Below are 17,087 nucleotides of genomic sequence, written 5' to 3' on the forward strand. Positions count from 1 at the left end.
TCCTCCACACTATTACGCTTGCTTTGAGCTGCGTTTCACACACTCGTGGTTGTATTCACGTGGGATTATTTTACACAAAGAGGGTGGGTTTGCAACGCTTCGCCCCCCAACGGCAACCACATGCACATATCAGAGCGGCCCGCACGCCTGCGCGCACGGGCCGCTTGAGGCTATAAAGAACGCCACGTGGGCCTATCGGGCGTGCGCACGTTGATGTACGTGACGCCCTCGGGATGCTCCTTCATGATCTGCAGGCACACGCGCTCCTTCTCGCGGATGTTGTCCGCCGTGCCGAAGACGATGTCGGGACCGTCTTTGATGGTGAGCGTGGTGGATGCGGTTTCCGTGGCCTTCACCGAGGTGACGCGGTCGGCGAGCTCGGTGGTCATGCCGGCCACGATGGCGAGCGCGTTGTTGACGTTGGCGTCGGTGCAGTACGAGCCGACGGCGGGCTTGGTGCCGTAGGGCACGTCGGTGATGTGCAGCACCGATTCGGCGTCCTCGTACACCTTCGAGTTGGTACGGCGCCCCGCCTCGGAATCGCGATCGGGGATGGGCATGAGCCACATGCCATCCGACGCGATGGCCCACTGCGTGGAGTTTTGCGCGTTCTCGTTGGGGACCTCCACCACCGCCGTGATGGTGCGTTCGGTGATGTCGATCTGCAGGGTGTTGGGGAACACGCGCTTGATCTTCGCGTCGGCAACCCATGCGTCCTTTTTCAGGTTCTCCTTGATGCCCGCAGCGTCCACGCGCAGAAGCGTGGTGCCGGCGGGCACGCCGGCAAGCTGCTGCATGTCGGAGGCGGTAAGGTGATCGGCACCCGAAACCGAAACGCTTTCGATGGTGAACAAGCTGGAGTTGTACACGATGACGGCCGCGATGGCGAGCGCCGCCACCGCGGCGGCAAGGGCACCGAGGCGCACCAGGTAACGCTGGTAGGTCCGTCGCGCCCGCGAGCCGTGGTCGCTCTGGGGAAGGTCGCCTACGCGCACCGATGTGAGCCGGGCGCCAGGCGCCGGGCTGTATGGGCGCTGCGGGCCACGCGGAGAGCGCGACCCGCCGCGGGGCGCCTGAGCGCGCCTATGCGAACCCGAGGAAGCGGACTTCCGGTTGTAATTCGATGCCATACGCCTCGTATACCTTCGACCTTGCCATGTTAATGAGTTCCAACACGTCCTGAGCGGTAGCATTATCCCTGTTCACGATGAAGTTCGCGTGAACTTCGGATATCTGCGCGCCGCCGACGCGCTCCCCTTTGAGCCCTACCTGCTCGATGAGCTGGCCCGCAGACGACCCTTCGGGATTCTTGAACACGCTGCCGCAGCTCGGAAGCGTGAGCGGTTGCGTCTTCTTGCGACGGGCGTGGGCGGCCTCCATCTTCCCGCGCAGCAGATAGGGGTCGGCGGGCTTGACCGCAAGCTCGCACTCGACGATGACCTCGTCGGGGGCGAACGAGCTTGAGCGGTAACCCCATTGGATATCCGCCGCCTCGCGGCGCACGAGCCCCGAGCGCGGCGATAACGTGGTGACCGATACCACCCTGTCCGCTATCCCCTGCTCGCGGGTGCCGGCGTTCATGCGCACGGCGCCGCCGACGGTGCCCGGCGTCCCCACCGCGAACTCAAGCCCCGAAAGGCTGCGGCGGAACGCCTCCTGCACAACGCTTGACAGCGGTACCCCGGCGCCCACAATGAAGCTGCAGGTTTCCTCGTCGAAGCGGCATGCGCGGAAATCGCGCCCGAGGGCGATGACGACGCCCGGGAAGCCCTCGTCGGAGACGAGCAGGTTCGACCCACGGCCGACCGCAACCCACGGGATGGCGCACTCTTGGCAGGCGGCAACCAAGCGCTTGAGCGCGCCGATGGAACCGACCTGCACATAGAAGCGCGCAGGCCCGCCGATGCGGTACATGGTATGGCGGCGCATGGGCTCGTCGGGATAGACGTCGGCGTCGAAGGCGCTGTCGACGAGCAGCGCCTCAAGCGGCGAGCATGCGTGACGCGCGCACATGGCAGCCTAGCCTCGCACCTTGAGGAGCGCGTCGATGATCTGCGGGCCCATGGCCGTCACGTCGCCGGCGCCCATGGTGATGACCAGGTCGCCCGGCTGGAGCTTGTCCATGAGATGCGGGACGACGTCGACGCGATGGGCCACGAAATCAGCCTGGGGATGGCCCTCGTGCTCGAGCAGGACGTTGAGGAACGTCTTTCCGGAAACGCCGGGCACCGGGGCCTCGCCTGCCGGGTAAACATCCATGAAGGTGACGCTGTCGGCCTTGTCGAATGCGGCGCCGAACTCGTCGTGTAGCACCTGCGTGAACAGGGGCGCGCGGGAGTAGCGATGCGGCTGGAAGAGCACATGGACGTGCTTATAGCCAAGCCCCGCTGCGGCGGAGATGGTTGCGGCGATTTCGGTGGGGTGATGCGCATAGTCGTCGACGACGGTGACGCCGCCCACTTCGCCGACCAGGTCGAAGCGGCGGCGAACGCCGGCGAAGCCCGAAAGCGCCTGGGCGACCTTGGCCGCATCGAAGCCGAGCGCCCACAGCAGCGTGACGACGCCCGTGGCGTTCAAGACGTTGTGACGGCCGGGGTTCTGTTTGATGGTGCCCTCGACCTGCGTGCCGTCGGGCATGACCGCCGTGTAGCGGCTGCCGATGCCGTGGGGCTCGTAGGAGGTGATGCGCACGTCGCACCCCTCGTTGAAGCCGTACGTGTACATACGACGGCCCTCGGAGCGGGCGATCTCGACCACATGGGGCTCTTCGCCGCATGCCACGATGACGCCATCTTCGGGAACAAGGCCCATGAAGTCGTGGAACTTGTCGTAAATCTCATCAAGGTCCTTGTAGTGGTCGAGGTGGTCGGCCTCGATGTTGGTGACGAGCACCGCCTTGGGAGACAGATACGTGAACGACTTGTCGGACTCGTCGGCCTCGACGACGTAATGGTCGCCGGTGCCGGAGTGGGCGTTGGTGCCATAGGCGCGCACGATGCCGCCGATGAGGAAGGTGGGGTCGGCGCCCAGCGCGTCGAGCGCGCTGGCGAGCATGGACGACGTGGTGGTCTTGCCGTGCGTGCCGGCCACGGCGAGCGTATCGAGGCCCACGCCGAGATGCGCGAGCATCTGGGCGCGATGCCAGATCTCAAGGCCGCGACGGCGCGCCTCGATGAGCTCGGGGTTGTTCTCGAGGATTGCCGTGGAGATGACGATGACCGGGTTTCCCTCGGGGATGTTCTCCGCCTTCTGGCCGATGAACACGGTGATGCCGGCCTCGCGCAGCTGCTTGGTGTAACGGCTTTCCTTGATATCGGAGCCCGACACCTGCATGCCCTGGTCGTGGGCCACGCGGGCGATACCGCTCATGCCCACGCCGCCGACGCCGATGAAGTGCACCTGCTTGATGCGCTCTTCGCTCATGTTGCCTGCCTCCTGAAGCCTATGCGCCGAAGCCTTAACCGCCCGCGGCGCGATGATGTGAAACCCGGGCGCACCCGGGAAACGGGCGGCGCCAAGGCCGCCCGTGCTTGCTCAAACTCTATTATCTTACCCTATTGCGCCGACTTGGATTCGCACGCCTTAAGGACTACATCAGCGAGCAGCCCCGCCGCATCACGCGTCTTCGCCGCGGCCGCTGCAGCCGACATGCGTTGACGGGCCTTTTCATCCTCGACGAGCGTTTTGAGGTAGTCGGTGAACTGCGCGCCCTCGACGTCGGCGTCGGCCACGAGGAAGGCCGCGCCCGCTTCCACGCATGCGCGGGCGTTCGTGGTCTGATGGTCCTCGGTGGCGTACGGGAACGGCACGAGCAGCGCCGGGAGATGACGGGCCGAGATCTCGGCGAGCGACGTGGCGCCCGCGCGGCTGACGATGGCATCGGCGGCGGCCATGGCAAGGCCCATCTGGTCGGTATAGCCCATGAGGTGCCAGCGCTTTGCCTGCTCGTCGGTCAGGGCCAGCTGCTCGGTGACGCTATCGAGCTCCTTGGGGCCCGTGACGTGCACGATATGCAGGTCGGGGTAGCCGAGCAGCATATCCTTGCGCTGAACGATGGCCGCGTTGAGATGGCGTGCACCCAAGCTTCCCCCGGTGACGAGAAGCATGCGCGCATCCTCGGGAACGCCGAACGCGGCACGGCCCTCGGCGCGCGTTGCGGCGAACACGCTAGCGCGCACGGGGTTGCCGGTGAGCACGACATGGCTTTTGTCGGAAAGCGCCCGAGCGGCATGGTCGTAGGTCAGGCACACGGCGCGGGCCCTACGAGCCAGGTACTTGTTCGCCATGCCCATGACCGAGTTCTGCTCGTGGACCACCACGGGGATGCCGCACTGCTCGGCAGCACGGGCGACCGGGATGCATACGTAGCCGCCGAAACCCACCACGCAGTCGGGATGGACCTCGGAAAACCACTTGCGCGCCAGCTTCGTGGAACGCTGGATCTTCATGACGGCCTTCGGCAACGTGAGCGGATGATTGCGGTTGAAGCCCGCGGCCTCGAAGGCTTTGTACGGGATGCCCGCCGCGGGGACGAGGCGCGACTCGATGCCGCCGGGCGTCCCGGCGAAGAGCACCTCATGCCCGCGTTCGCGCAGCACATCGGCAAGCGCGAGGGCCGGATTGATGTGGCCGGCGGTACCGCCGCCGGAAAGGACTATGCGCATGATGTCACCTCCGGGATGAAGAATGCGTTTGACGGCGCCGCGCACCTTGCGGGGCGCGCGTGCGCGATTCGGCGCTGCCGCGGCCGCGCAAGGCGTTGCGGGAGCCGTTGAAATCGTCGTCGACCGCGCGCACGACGCGCAGGTTCGCGCGGCGTCGATCGTAGACGGTGGTGTTATCGGCGTTTCGTGCAACGGCCATGATGATGCCGACCATCATGAGTGACGCGATAAGCGACGAGCCGCCTGCGGACACGAACGGCAAAGGCTTGCCCGTGGTGGGCACGAGGCCGATGACGCAGCCCATGTTCAGAAACGCCTGGAACACGAGCATGATGGTGACGCTGCCCGCCACGATGCGCTCGTTGGGCGTTGCCGCGGCGCTCGCGATGCGCATGCCGGCGAACAGGATGCAGCAGAACAGCGCGATGACCACGAGAGCGCCGAGCATGCCGAACTCCTCGCCGATGATGGAGAACACGAAGTCGGTCTCGGCCTCGGGGAGGTAGTCGTACTTCTCGCTGGAATTGCCCAGGCCCACGCCGAACAGGCCGCCCTCGGCGAACGCGTAGAACGAGTGGATGGTCTGGTAACCGTTGCCCCTGCCGCCTTCGCCGTCGTTCCAAGGGTTGTACACCACGAAGCGGTCCTGGCGATAGCCCGAGCCGAACAAGACGATGGCGATGACCGCAAGGACGGCGACGCCGGCGATGGCGAGCATGAGCTTACCGGGAGCGCCGCCGAACCACAGCACCGCGTATACGCCCACGAAGATGATGATGGTGGTTCCCAGGTCCGATTGCGTGAACAGCAAAAACAACGTGGGGGCGGCCACGTAGATCGCAGCCCTGAGCATGGTGGCGTTGAACTCAGCCCCTTCGTTGAGGTCGTCCATAAGGTTGGCGGCCATGAGCACGATGGCGATCTTGGCGAACTCCGAGGGCTGCAGCGAAAACGGACCGATGACGATCCAGCGCTGGGCGCCGAGCGCCGCGGCTCCGAAGAGGAACGTGATGACGAGCAGCGCTACGCATACTCCCCAATAGCCTTTGACGATGGCGCCCTTCCAACCGCTGCGGGGGAGCATGAACCAGATAGCCACGGCGATGACGATGCCGGCCAGAGAGTAGATGAACTGGCTGATGAGCTTCGCCGAAGGGTTTTGCTGTGCGATGTAGTCCGAATATGAAATGGTATCGCGCAGGTACTGACCCGCCTCGGTGTCGGCATAGTAGTTCGTGGCGGCCTCGGAAAGGATGGTAACCTGCGAGGCCGAGTAGATCATGACGAAGCCGATGAGCGTGAGGGCCACCACGGCCACCACAAGCAGCACCTGGGGCCAGATGACCGATTCTGCATCGGAGCGCCTATTGCGCGCGGAAAGCATGTAAAACCGCCCTTACGCGCCAAGCTTGGCCGCGCGAGCGGCCACGAGCTTCTTGAAGACCTCGCCGCGCTCCTCGAAGGAGTGGAACTCGTCGAACGATGCGCAGGCGGGCGAAAGCAACACCACTTCCCCAGCCTTCGCCTGTTCGAGCGCGACGTCAAGCGCAGACTCCATATTGTTCGCCGTGAGCAGTTGGAAATCCGCCGGCGCCTGAGCACCTTGCTCCTTGAACGCCTGGAAGAAGCGGGCGCCCGCCGCGCCGAAGCACACCACGGCGCGCGTGTGGGCATGGGCCGCCGCGACCAGGTCGGCCAGATCGGTGCCCTTGTCGTCGCCGCCGAGCAGCACGATGGGACGGGTATGAGGGAACGCCGCCAGCGCCTTGAGCGTGGCGTCGACGTTGGTGGCCTTCGAATCGTTATAGCATTCGGCGCCGCGCACGGTGCCGCAAGGCTCGATGCGATGCTCGAGCGGGCTGAACGTGGCAAGCGCCTCGCACACGGCCTCGTCGGAAGCGCCGGCGGCCAGCGCCGCCGCGGCGGCGGCAAGCGCGTTGCCGGCGTTGTGCGCGCCCTTGATCTTGAGGCGATCGGCGTTGATGAGGGCATGCTCCTGCCCCTTGAGGGCCACGACGAGCTCGCCTTCGCCGTTGATGAACGCGGCGTTGTCGGCACCGCAACGTGCGCGCATGTCGCCCTGCAAGCCCTCTGCCGTGCCCATGGGCACGATGGCGAAACCGCATCCGCCATCAATGCTGCGCAGACGGCGGACCTCGGCGCGGACGACGTCGTTGGAGGCGTCCATGACCGCGACCGAGCCGGGAACCTGAGACAAGTTGTCGAGCACCTTCATCTTGGCGGCGGCATAGTTTTCCAGCGTATGGTGCCAATGCAGATGGTCGGGCGTGATGTTGAGCAGCACGGCCACATTGGGCGCGAACAGCTTCGTGGATGTGAGCTGATACGACGACACCTCGGCCACGTAGACGTCGGTTTCGCCGGCGGCCACGGCGGAGATGCACGTGTCGCCGATGTTGCCGACAGCGGCGCTTGCCATACCCGCGGCGCGAAGCAGATGGTTGGTCAACGCCGTGACGGTGGTCTTGCCGTTGGTGCCCGTGACGGCGACCCACGTGCTGGAGTCATCGGACTCGCGCCATGCGAGCTCGACCTCGCTGACGACCTCGTCGCTTACGGCAGCGGCCGAGCGGTACAGGTCGGAGAACTCGGAGATGCCCGGGCTTGCGATGCACAGCTCGAAATGCCCTCCACACGCTTGCGCTAAGCGATCGACCGCGCCCTCGCCGAACTCGACGATGGCGCCGCGGTCGCGCGCCTTGCCCGCATACGCATCGGAAGCGGCATTGGGCTGCCCGCCGAACACGGCCAGCTGGGCCACGCGGCCGCCGAGCTGCGCCATGAGGTAATCGACAGCATCGTGGCCGGACTTGCCCAGACCGAGCACGAGGACGCGGCCCAAGCTTTCGGGAGCGTGTTTCTTGCCTGCAAGCATCTTCTGGTTCTCCATACCCTATGCCACCGCCATCAAGGTTTCTGCGAAGTACACGGCGAAGCCGAGCGCGGCCAGCACGCCGGAGACGATCCAGAAGCGCACGACGACCTTCGTTTCGGACCAGCCCTTCTTCTCGAAATGATGATGGAGCGGGGCCATCAGGAAGATGCGCTTATGGGTTTTCTTGTAGTAGAACACCTGGATCATGACCGACAGGGCCTCGGCCACGAACAGGCCGCCGATGACGAGCACGATGAACTCGGACTTGGTGAACACCGCAAGGCAGCCGAGCGCCATGCCGAGGGCGAGGGAGCCCGTGTCGCCCATGAAGATGTCGGCGGGAAACGAGTTGAACCAGAGAAAGCCCACGCAGGCGCCGGCGAGCGCGGCGGCGAAGATTGCGGAGTCAAGCATGTCTGAGCGGTATGCGATGGCCGCCATGACGATCATGACGATCATGACCGTGCCTGCTGCCAGGCCGTCAAGGCCGTCGGTGAGGTTGACGGCGTTGCACATGCCCATGAGCAGGATGTCCACGAACAGGATGTAGAGCCACGGCACCTCCACGGAGCCGAAATGCGTGGTGAGCACGCCAAGGTCGAACGTGTAGACGAACGGGATCTCGACCGTGGGGGCGATGCCCATCACGTTGACGGCCACCAGGCCGAACACCGTGGCGATGACGAACTGGCCCACCAGCTTGGCTTTCGGGGTAAGGCCCAGGCTGCGCTCCTTGACCACTTTCTCGGCGTCATCGATAAGGCCCAGGCAGCCCGTGAGGACGGTGGCGATGAGCAGCGCGAACGTTTCAGGCGTGGGATGGCCCACCACGAGCGCCGTGAGGATGACGGAGACGAGCATGATGACACCGCCCATGGTGGGCGTGCCCTGCTTCACCAAGTGGCTTTCAGGGCCGTCAGCGCGCACCTGTTGGCCGATATGGCTAGATTTGAGGAACTTGATCCACGCCGGCATAAGCACCATGGTGACCGCAATGGCGACCACGATGGCCACGAACACCAAAAACGTGGGGTATGACGCGAATATGTGCAACATAGCTATTCAACCAATCCTTCCACCACTTTCTCAAGGCCCATGAAATGCGAGGCCTTCACGAGCACCGCGCTGCCGGAGGCGGCATACTCGCGAACGTCGGCGAGCGCGGCGGCCCCGTCGGCGACGAGAACGATGCGATCAGCCGGCATGCCGGCCTTTTGCGCGCCTGCCGCAATGCCCTGCGCAAGCTGCCCGACGCACACAAGGCGGTCAAGGCCGCATTCGGCGGCGAAGGCGCCCACTTCCTCGTGAAGCTGCGGCGCGAACGAGCCGAGCTCGCCCATGTCGCCGAGCACCGCGATGCGCGCTCCGGCGACATCGAGCGCGGCGAACGTGGAAAGCGACGCGCGCATGGAATCGGGGTTCGCATTGTAGGCGTCGTTGACGACGGTGAAGCCGCCCGGAGCCTCGATGACCTCTTGGCGGCCCGCCTCGGGCTTGGCGCCCGAAAGCGCCGCCGCAACCTGCGCGGCCTCCATGCCGGCGGCGAATCCAACGGCGGCGGCGGAGCAGGCGTTGGACACGTTGTGCATGCCGCGCAGCTCAAGGGCGCATTCCACGCGCACGGGCTCGGGCATACCGTCGAACCCGCAGGCGCACAGCGCAAAACGCGGGCAGCCCGACGCATCGAGACGCACATCCTCGGACCACACGGCAGGACGCGCCGCGTCGACGGCGGAAAGGGCCGCACGACGCTCGGCGGCCTGAGCGGTGCCATCGTAGAGCACGCACGTGACGCCACGGGAGTCCAGGTTGGCGAACTCGAGCAGCTTCGGGGTCATATCGTTCGCGGCGTTGACGAACGCCATGCCGCCTGCGGGCAACGCCTCGAGGAGCTCGGCTTTGGCGCGCGCGATGTTCTCGCGGCTGCCCAGAAGCTCGATGTGGCTTTCGCCGACGTTGGTGACAAGGCCCCATTGCGGGCGCACGAACCCGCACAGCTCCTCGAGCTGATGAAGGCCGCGCATGCCCATCTCGACGATGACGTTTCGCGTGTCGGCCTGAGCGGCCAGCACGGTGTTGGGGACGCCGAGCTCGTTGTTCTGGTTGCCCTTCGTTGCGCACACGCTGCCAGCTGCGGCGAGCACGTCGCGCACGAGGTTCTTCGTGGTGGTTTTACCCGTGGACCCGGTGATGCCGATGACGCGGCCCTCGAGACGGTCTCGCCATGCGCGCGCAAGCGCCGTGACGGCGGCCTGGGTATCGGGGACCTGGATAACGGCGGCCCCGACGGCTGCGATCTCGTCGTCCGAAGCCTGGTCGAGCGCGTGCTGCGCGAGCACGCACACCGCGCCCGCCGCCACGGAGGAGGCGGCGAAGGCATGCCCGTCCACCCGCTCACCGGGCAGCGCAACGTAGAGCGCCCCGGGTTCGACGTTGCGGGAATCCCAGGTCAAGCTGGTGATCTCCGCCTGATCGTTTACAGGGTCGATGGAAAAGGAGCCGCCCGTGGCACGGGCGGCTTCGTCGATGGTGAAACGCATTGGTTACTCACAAGCTCCTTCGCCGAATGCACGTTCAAGCTCCTCGCGGGCGACGACGCGGTCGTCGAAGGAGAGCACTTCCTTGCCTACCAGCTGATAGTCCTCGTGGCCCTTGCCGGCAACGAGGATGGAATCGCCGGGCTTTGCAAGCTGGATGGCGCGCGCGATGGCGGCGCGGCGGTCGGGCTGCACGTCGAAACGGCCCTCGCCCTGCCCCATGCCCGCCACGATATCGGCGATGATGGCATCGGGATCCTCGGTGCGGGGGTTGTCGGACGTGACCACGGCATGGTCGGCCGCAAGCGCGGCGCGGCCCATGATGGGGCGCTTGGATGCATCGCGGTCGCCGCCGCAGCCGAACACGCAGATGGTGCGGCCGGGCGTGAGCGCCATGATGGACCCGAGGGCCTTCTCCAGGGCATCGGGGGTGTGCGCGTAGTCCACGAACACCGACACGCCGCCGTCATGCGGCGTATGCACGCGCTCGAGGCGGCCCGGGATCTGCGGGGCCTCGCGAAGCGCATCGATGATGGTGGACACGCCGATGCCCAGCTGGATGCCGATGCCGAACGCGCACATGATGTTCTCGACGTTGAACTTGCCCACGAGCGGGTAGTCGAACTCATAGTAGGAGCCGCGCACGTTGAGCGTGATGGAGGTGTGCGTGGGATAGTACTGCACATCCTTGGGATGGATGAGAGCCGAGCGATCGAAGCCCGTGGTGACCACGCTATCGCCGGCCTCCGAGCAACGGCGCAGCAGCTCCTTGCCCCACTTGTCGTCGATGCAGATGACGCGGCGGGCAGGGTAATCCTTGCTGAACAGGCGCGCCTTCGCCTCGAAGTAGGCCTCGAAGGTGTGATGGTAGTCGAGGTGGTCCTGCGTCAGGTTGGAGAACGCCGTGACCGCGAACGACGAGGCGTACGTGCGCTCAAGGTCGAGCGCGTGGCTGGAGACCTCCATGGCCACCACGTCGCAGCGCGCGTCGCGCATGCGGGCGAGCAGATGCTGCAGGTCGGGCGATTCCGGCGTGGTGTGCGAAGACTTCTCGTGTACATCGCCGATGACGGTGCCCACGGTACCGATGACGCCCGTTCGCTTGCCCGCCACGCGGGCGATATGCTCCACCAGATACGTGGTGGTGGTTTTGCCGTTGGTGCCCGTGACGCCCACCAGCGAAAGCGCGCGCGACGGATCGTCATAGAAGCGCGCCGATGCCTCTGCCATGGCCTTGCGCGTATCGGACACCACGACCTCCGTGACGTCGGTGGCGTCGGCCAGGTAGACCTTGCGCTCCACCACGAGCACCTTCGCGCCATGGTCGATGGCGTCCTGGGCGAAGGTGTGGCCGTCGGTTTTCATGCCGACGATGCAGAAGAACGCGTCGCCGGGCTTGACTTTATCACTTCGATAGGCGATGCCCTCAACCTCATCTTGCGCGTTGCCGATGATGGTGCAGTCCATGCCTTCAAACAGTTCGGTGCAGGTCTTACCCATTTGGATACCTCACTCAGACGTAATCCCGAATCGATCGATTGCTGCAGTCATTATATCCTTAAAGATAGGCGTGACGACGCCGTCCCCAGGAACCTCATTTGCGCCCACAAAGCACACCAGCTTGCTTGACGAATCCGCCAAAAAGCCCGTGAACGCCAAGTTGCACACGTTCTTGCGGTAACCGCCGTTCTCCTCGTCGTAGATCTCGGCCGTGGAGGTCTTGCCCGCCACGCTGAATCCGTCGATAGCGGCCTTTTTGCCCGTGCCGTCGGTGACGACGGTCTTGAGCATCGACTGCATGTCGCCGAGGGCATCGGTGTTCTCGATGACCTGGGTGGTGCCGTAGGCGGGCGTGGTGCCGCTTTGCGGCATGCCGATGAGGAAGTGCGGCACGCACTCGACGCCGTTGTTGACGATGGCGCCGTAGAAGCGCGTCATCTGCAGCGGGGTGACCGACACGCCCTGGCCGAACGAGACGTTGTACGCCTGGACCGCCGACCACTGGTCGTAGGGCGCGAGCATGCCGAGCACGTCGGTTCCCTCCTCCCCTTCGCCGGGATAATCCACGCCGGTGTCCGAGTGCAGGTTGTAGCGGACGATGTGGTTGTACAGCTCCTCGAAGCCCATCTTCTCCGTGGCAAGCGAGATGCCGACGTTGGAGGACTGGTCGAGGATCTGGCGCAGCGTGAACGTGGCGTCGCCGCGCTCGTGGGCGTCGGAGATGGTATAGCCGTCCGCGGTGATCGAAGCCGGGCAGAAAAGCTCGGAATCGGGCGTGAGCGTGCCCGTTTCCAAGATGGCCATTGCCGAGACCGACTTGAAGATGGAGCCGGGCTCGAACAGGTCGGTGACGGCCTTGAGCTGCATGGCGCCTTCCTTGACCTCGCTTCGATCGGCGGGGTTGAACAGCGGAAGGGATGCGGCAGCGTAGATCTCGCCGGTGGAGCCGTCCATGAGCACGGCCGAGCCGCCCGTGGCGTTGAGGCCCTTGCAGCCCGACGTCAGGGATTCCTCGACCTGGCGCTGTAGCTCGATGTCGATGGACACGACGATGTCCTGCCCGTCGATGGCGTCCACCTTCTCGTGCGTGCCGCTAGGAATGAGCTGGCCGGTCTGGCCGTATTCCTGCTCCATGTAGCCCGGCGTGCCGGAGAGCACGTCGTTGTACTGCGCCTCGAGGCCGCAGATGCCGTAATAGTATTCGCGGTTCGTGTCCGAATCCACGCCGATGCTGCACGCGCCGACCACCTGGCCGCCCACCTGGGCATTAGGATACTCGCGACGGCTCTCGGAGACGTAATGGATGCCCGAGGCGATGGTCTCGGCTTTGCGACCCGCCGCCTTGGCGTCGGCCGTCTCCTTATTCTGAGCCTCCTCGACGCGCTCGGAGGCCAGCTGCCTGACCTCGTCGCCGACGCTCGTGTCGGCCTTGCGCTTGATGATGGAATAGTACGTGTCGCTGGCGGTGACCTTTTCCAGATAGTCCTTCGCCTCGCCGCCGAGCACCTGCGCGAGGATGCCCGCGGTCAGGTTGGGGTCGCTCACCTCGACGGGGTTGACGTAGATGGTGGTCGCGTCGACGCTGGTGGCGAGCACCACCCCGTTGCGATCGTATATGGTGCCGCGGCGCGGCTCGAGCACGATCTTGGACGTGCGCTGCGCCTGGGACTGCTCGGTGAACTCGGGGGCCTTGATGACCTGCAGCCACACGAGCTTGCCGAAGAACAGCGCCACGACAAGGCCGAACAGGAACAGCGGCGCAAGCGCGCGCTCGGCATTGAGGAACGCAAGGAAGCCCGCGGCGCCGCTTTTAGGCTGGGCGGGCTGACGGCGGGATTCGCCGTTTCGCGAGCGAAACGTGCGCACATCGCGCTCAGAGCGCGCGTTGCGGGAACGGCCCTGCCCCGAAGCGCCGTGACGCCCGGAGCGATATGCGCTGCGGGCGTCGGTGCGGCTTGCGTGTTGGCCTGACGAACGGCCTGATCTGCTGTTGTTCGCGCGACGCTGGGCATCGCGGGCGCCGCCGTCGTTGCGAGGCGGGCGGTTTCGATTCTGCATAACGGGCTACTCCCCGGCGTTGGTGGCGGTCTCCACGCTGCGGGACAGGGAAAGCGACCCATCGTCGTTGGTGGAAACCACGTCTTCGGGCATGTTGATGGTACCCACTTCCGCAGGCGCCGCCATGCCGAGCTTCTCGGCCTGCATGCGCACGCGGGTGGAGTTGGAAAGCAGGCTTTGCGTGACCTCGAGCGAGCTGCCCTGCGCACGGGCATCATCGATCTGGCTGGAAAGCGCCTGGGATTGCATGGAGGTGGTCACGGTGGCCGCCGAAAGGGTGAGGCTTGCGATGCCCACCAGGGCCAAAACCGCCATGACGATGATCGCCGCCTTCAGCACGAGGCCGGGCGTGACGGTGGAGGCGGGAGCGGCGGAGCGGGTGCGCTGGCCGGGCACGACGGAGATGCGCGTGCGCGGGGCGCGCTCGACGGCGCGTTCGGGATACAGGGAATACGCAGGCTGGGCGCTCATGCTCCACCTCCTTTCGTGTTTCTGCTTCGTTTACGGTGGCACGTTGCGCGAACGGGTTCGCTCGGTTGTCGTGTTGTTGCTGTCGTCGTGCTGCGCTACAGCTTCTGCGCCACGCGCAGCTTGGCGCTGCGGGCGCGGGGGTTTCGCGCTATCTCATCGGCCGTGGGGACGATGGGCTTTCGGGTAAGCACCTTGAGTATCGGCTCCTTGCCGCACATGCACACCGGAAGATCGGGCGGGCAGGTGCAACGGTTCGCGAAGCTTTGGAACATATCCTTGACGATGCGGTCCTCAAGCGAGTGGTAGCTGATCACGCAGATGCGCCCGCCGGGGTTCGCCCAGCGGATGGCAGCTTCCAGGCCGCTTTTCAGAACGTCGAGCTCACCGTTGACTTCGATGCGCAGGGCTTGGAACGTGCGTTTGGCAGGGTGCCCGCCAGCGCGGCGCGCGCTTGCCGGGATGGCCGCCTTGATGACGTCGACCAGCTGCGCGCTCGTTTCAAGCGGGGCCTTCTCGCGGGCGCGGACGATGAAGTCCGCGATGCGGCTGGCCCACCGCTCATCGGAGTAGGAGCGGATGATCCGAGTGAGGTCTGCTGCGTTGTAGGTGTTCACGACCTCTGCTGCGGTTAGGGTGTTTTTCCCCGGATCCATCCTCATATCAAGCGGGCCGTCCTCCTTGAAGGAGAAGCCCCGTGATGGCGTGTCGATCTGAACGGAGGATACGCCGATGTCGAACAAGAACGCGTCAACACCGGGAACATCCACGCTCAGAAGCGCTTCGTCCATGTTGCCGAAGTTGTTGCGCACCAGTTCCAGATGCGGGCGCAGCTCATCGGGCAGCGAGCCGAGTTTGCGGGCGGCCGCGGCAAGCGCCACGTCGTCCTGATCGATGCCGATGAGGGTGCCCCCGCATCCGATGCGCTGGGCAACTTCGAAGGAATGCCCTGCCCCGCCGAGCGTTGCGTCCACGAACGTCTGCTGCGGTTTGAGGTTCAAGTGCTCGAGGCACTCGGGGAGCAGGACCGGTATATGCCGAAACTCTTGGTTTGCCAATTCGCTCACGCCTTCCGATTAGCTGAACAACACGCTCAAGTCGATGTCGTCATCCTGCTCATCGAAGCGCTTTGCGTCCCAGATCTCGAAGTAGCCCGTGTTGCCCAGTGCGACGACGTCCTTGTCGATGCCGGCCTTCTGACGCAGCTCGGCGGGGATGCCGATGCGCCCGGCGTTGTCGACGCTGACGTTGTTGGCGCGGCTCTTCAGCTTGCGACGCAAGCCGACGTGGGCCTTGGACGTGGGGTCGTAGCCGCCGAACTTGCTTTCGAACAGCGACACGATCCAGTCCTCGAACGCCTGAGGCTCGAATGCGTACAGGCACTCGTCATCGGGGCTGAGGGTTACCACCAGATCTTCCGAAAGGACTTTGCGAAACGCGGCGGGCAGGGACATACGGCCCTTGGCGTCTACCTTATGTCGGTAGGAGCCGTTCATGTCGATCGGCTTGTCGACGCCTTCTGCCATGCCTTCCTTCCGCTGCTTTCCGTTTGTTCCGTTCGGTGTTTGGGATTCTACCCCACTTCATCCCACTTCGCAACATCTTGCGGCACGTTTTGGGCGGTTTTGCACAGGCGTTGACCCCTTGTAACCTGCCTGATTCATTCGTAAAACAGGTGTTTTCGGGGGTGGTTTCCATATGGTGCGCAAGGTGCTTCGCCAACCACAATATATAGATTTGCCTAAGGGCGAAAATGGGGTGGGATGAAGTGGGATTGCATTTGTGCGGATTCGGTGGCGTGGGGCGATGTGGGATGAGTGGGACAAAGTGGGAGGCGTTGGCGCGGTGGCTGCTGCCGCGCTGCGCAAGGCGCTGTCCGTTGTCCGCCGACGCATCGCGAGAAATGATACCGGTAACCGTCTGTAACCGATAGCGGGACCGGTTGAATACGGTTGCGAATGCTTTCGCTCCCCAACCTTTACGCGCGCGGGTGCGCGTGCAGGTATTCCTCGCGCAGGTGGCTGCGATCGACGTGGGTGTATACCTGCGTGGTGGAGATGTCGGAATGCCCCAGGATGTCCTGGATAACGCGCAGGTCCGCCCCGCCCTGCAGCATATGCGTGGCGAACGAATGGCGCAGCGTGTGCGGATGCAGGTTGTCCACGCCGATGGCAAGGCCCGCTCGCGCCACCACTTTGAACACGCTTTGGCGCGTCAGGCGGCCGCCGCGAGCGTTCAAGAACACGGCATCGGTGGGTTTGGCGTAAGGCTTGCACAGCTGCGGGCGTGCGCTCTCCAAGTAGTCGGCCAACGCAGTTGCCGCCGCACCCGATATGGGGGAGATGCGCTGCTTACCGCCCTTGCCGAGCACGAGCAGATACCCCTGGTCGAGCATCACGTCGGACAGGTCGAGGCCGCACAGCTCGCTGACGCGCAGACCGCATCCGTAGAGCACCTCGAGCATGGCGTGGTTGCGCGCTGCCGCAGGACCGCCCTCCTGCCCCTCAAGCTCTTCGAATAAGTGTTGCACCTGGTCGATGGACAGAACGTCGGGCAGGCGCTCCGGGGTTTTCGGCAGCGGCAGCCCTGCCGCAGGGTTGCTTTCGGTGTAGTCCTCGGCCACGCAAAACCGGTGAAAGCCCTTCACCACCGACGCTCTTCGGCACACCGTCGAGGCGGCGTAGCCCTGCGCGAACAGATGCTCCTGGTACGCCACGATAGACTCGCGCGACACCTGCGAGAGCTTCTCGATGCCCTGCGAAGACAGGAAATCCCGGTAGGTTTCCAGGTCGGCCTCGTAGGCCTCGATGGTGCGCGGCGAGCTGCCTCGCTCGATGCGCAGATAGGCGATGTACTCTGCCGCCAAATCGATTAGATCGTCGGTATCGATGCTCTCGTCCACTAGCGCTTCCTTCCCTATCGGTCCATCTTTATATACCCCAGCACGCGAAAAGGCCGCCCGAT

The 17,087-nt window shown here is 64.8% G+C and carries 14 protein-coding genes; all 14 read right to left on the reverse strand.

What is annotated here, in order from left to right:
• Positions 1 to 170 precede the first annotated feature (170 nt).
• The 14 genes from DW178_RS05985 to DW178_RS06050 all read right to left on the reverse strand — a co-directional run bounded on the left by DW178_RS05985 (position 171) and on the right by DW178_RS06050 (position 17,025).
• Positions 171 to 1,130 carry a cell division protein FtsQ/DivIB gene (locus DW178_RS05985; RefSeq protein WP_118350150.1) on the reverse strand — a complete coding sequence of 320 codons (960 nt, stop codon included), beginning with the start codon at positions 1,128 to 1,130 and terminating at the stop codon, positions 171 to 173.
• The gene (gene murB / locus DW178_RS05990; protein ID WP_118350151.1) at positions 1,084 to 2,013 is read right to left on the reverse strand and encodes a UDP-N-acetylmuramate dehydrogenase; all 930 of its coding nucleotides are present in this window, start codon (positions 2,011 to 2,013) and stop codon (positions 1,084 to 1,086) included. Before murB ends, DW178_RS05985 begins: the two co-directional genes overlap by 47 nt.
• A 6-nt stretch (positions 2,014 to 2,019) precedes the next feature.
• Complete coding sequence (murC, locus tag DW178_RS05995) at positions 2,020 to 3,423, reverse strand: UDP-N-acetylmuramate--L-alanine ligase (protein ID WP_118350152.1); 1,404 nt, start codon at positions 3,421 to 3,423, stop codon at positions 2,020 to 2,022.
• Between the two features lie 131 nt (positions 3,424 to 3,554).
• Positions 3,555 to 4,664, reverse strand: a complete 1,110-nt coding sequence (gene murG, locus DW178_RS06000) for an undecaprenyldiphospho-muramoylpentapeptide beta-N-acetylglucosaminyltransferase (RefSeq protein ID WP_118350153.1) — start codon at positions 4,662 to 4,664, stop codon at positions 3,555 to 3,557.
• A gap of 4 nt (positions 4,665 to 4,668) precedes the next feature.
• Entirely contained in the window at positions 4,669 to 6,048 is a 1,380-nt protein-coding gene (locus DW178_RS06005) for an FtsW/RodA/SpoVE family cell cycle protein (protein ID WP_118350154.1), read from the reverse strand.
• Positions 6,049 to 6,060: 12 nt separating this feature from the next.
• Complete coding sequence (gene murD, locus DW178_RS06010) at positions 6,061 to 7,575, reverse strand: UDP-N-acetylmuramoyl-L-alanine--D-glutamate ligase (RefSeq protein WP_118350155.1); 1,515 nt, start codon at positions 7,573 to 7,575, stop codon at positions 6,061 to 6,063.
• A gap of 3 nt (positions 7,576 to 7,578) precedes the next feature.
• Positions 7,579 to 8,616, reverse strand: coding sequence for a phospho-N-acetylmuramoyl-pentapeptide-transferase (mraY, locus tag DW178_RS06015; protein ID WP_118350156.1), 1,038 nt, complete (start codon positions 8,614 to 8,616; stop codon positions 7,579 to 7,581).
• A gap of 2 nt (positions 8,617 to 8,618) precedes the next feature.
• Positions 8,619 to 10,100, reverse strand: coding sequence for a UDP-N-acetylmuramoyl-tripeptide--D-alanyl-D-alanine ligase (locus DW178_RS06020; protein ID WP_118350157.1), 1,482 nt, complete (start codon positions 10,098 to 10,100; stop codon positions 8,619 to 8,621).
• Positions 10,101 to 10,103: 3 nt separating this feature from the next.
• A complete protein-coding gene (locus DW178_RS06025; protein ID WP_118350158.1) occupies positions 10,104 to 11,597 on the reverse strand; it encodes a UDP-N-acetylmuramoyl-L-alanyl-D-glutamate--2,6-diaminopimelate ligase in 1,494 nt (497 codons plus the stop codon).
• Between the two features lie 9 nt (positions 11,598 to 11,606).
• Entirely contained in the window at positions 11,607 to 13,655 is a 2,049-nt protein-coding gene (locus DW178_RS06030) for a peptidoglycan D,D-transpeptidase FtsI family protein (RefSeq protein ID WP_118350159.1), read from the reverse strand.
• A 6-nt stretch (positions 13,656 to 13,661) separates the two neighbouring features.
• Positions 13,662 to 14,126: a cell division protein FtsL gene (locus tag DW178_RS06035; RefSeq protein ID WP_042433310.1), complete on the reverse strand. Its 465-nt coding sequence runs from the start codon at positions 14,124 to 14,126 to the stop codon at positions 13,662 to 13,664.
• A 95-nt stretch (positions 14,127 to 14,221) separates the two neighbouring features.
• Positions 14,222 to 15,181 (reverse strand): 16S rRNA (cytosine(1402)-N(4))-methyltransferase RsmH, encoded by a 960-nt coding sequence (gene rsmH, locus DW178_RS06040; RefSeq protein WP_202898054.1) that lies wholly within the window; start codon positions 15,179 to 15,181, stop codon positions 14,222 to 14,224.
• Positions 15,182 to 15,199: 18 nt separating this feature from the next.
• Complete coding sequence (locus tag DW178_RS06045) at positions 15,200 to 15,649, reverse strand: division/cell wall cluster transcriptional repressor MraZ (RefSeq protein ID WP_042433305.1); 450 nt, start codon at positions 15,647 to 15,649, stop codon at positions 15,200 to 15,202.
• Between the two features lie 452 nt (positions 15,650 to 16,101).
• Positions 16,102 to 17,025 (reverse strand): site-specific tyrosine recombinase, encoded by a 924-nt coding sequence (locus DW178_RS06050; RefSeq protein WP_286168540.1) that lies wholly within the window; start codon positions 17,023 to 17,025, stop codon positions 16,102 to 16,104.
• Between the last annotated feature and the right edge of the window lie 62 nt (positions 17,026 to 17,087).

Origin of the sequence: Eggerthella sp. AM16-19, assembly GCF_003474385.1 — a bacterium.
In the GTDB taxonomy this organism is placed as follows: Bacteria; Actinomycetota; Coriobacteriia; order Coriobacteriales; family Eggerthellaceae; genus Senegalimassilia.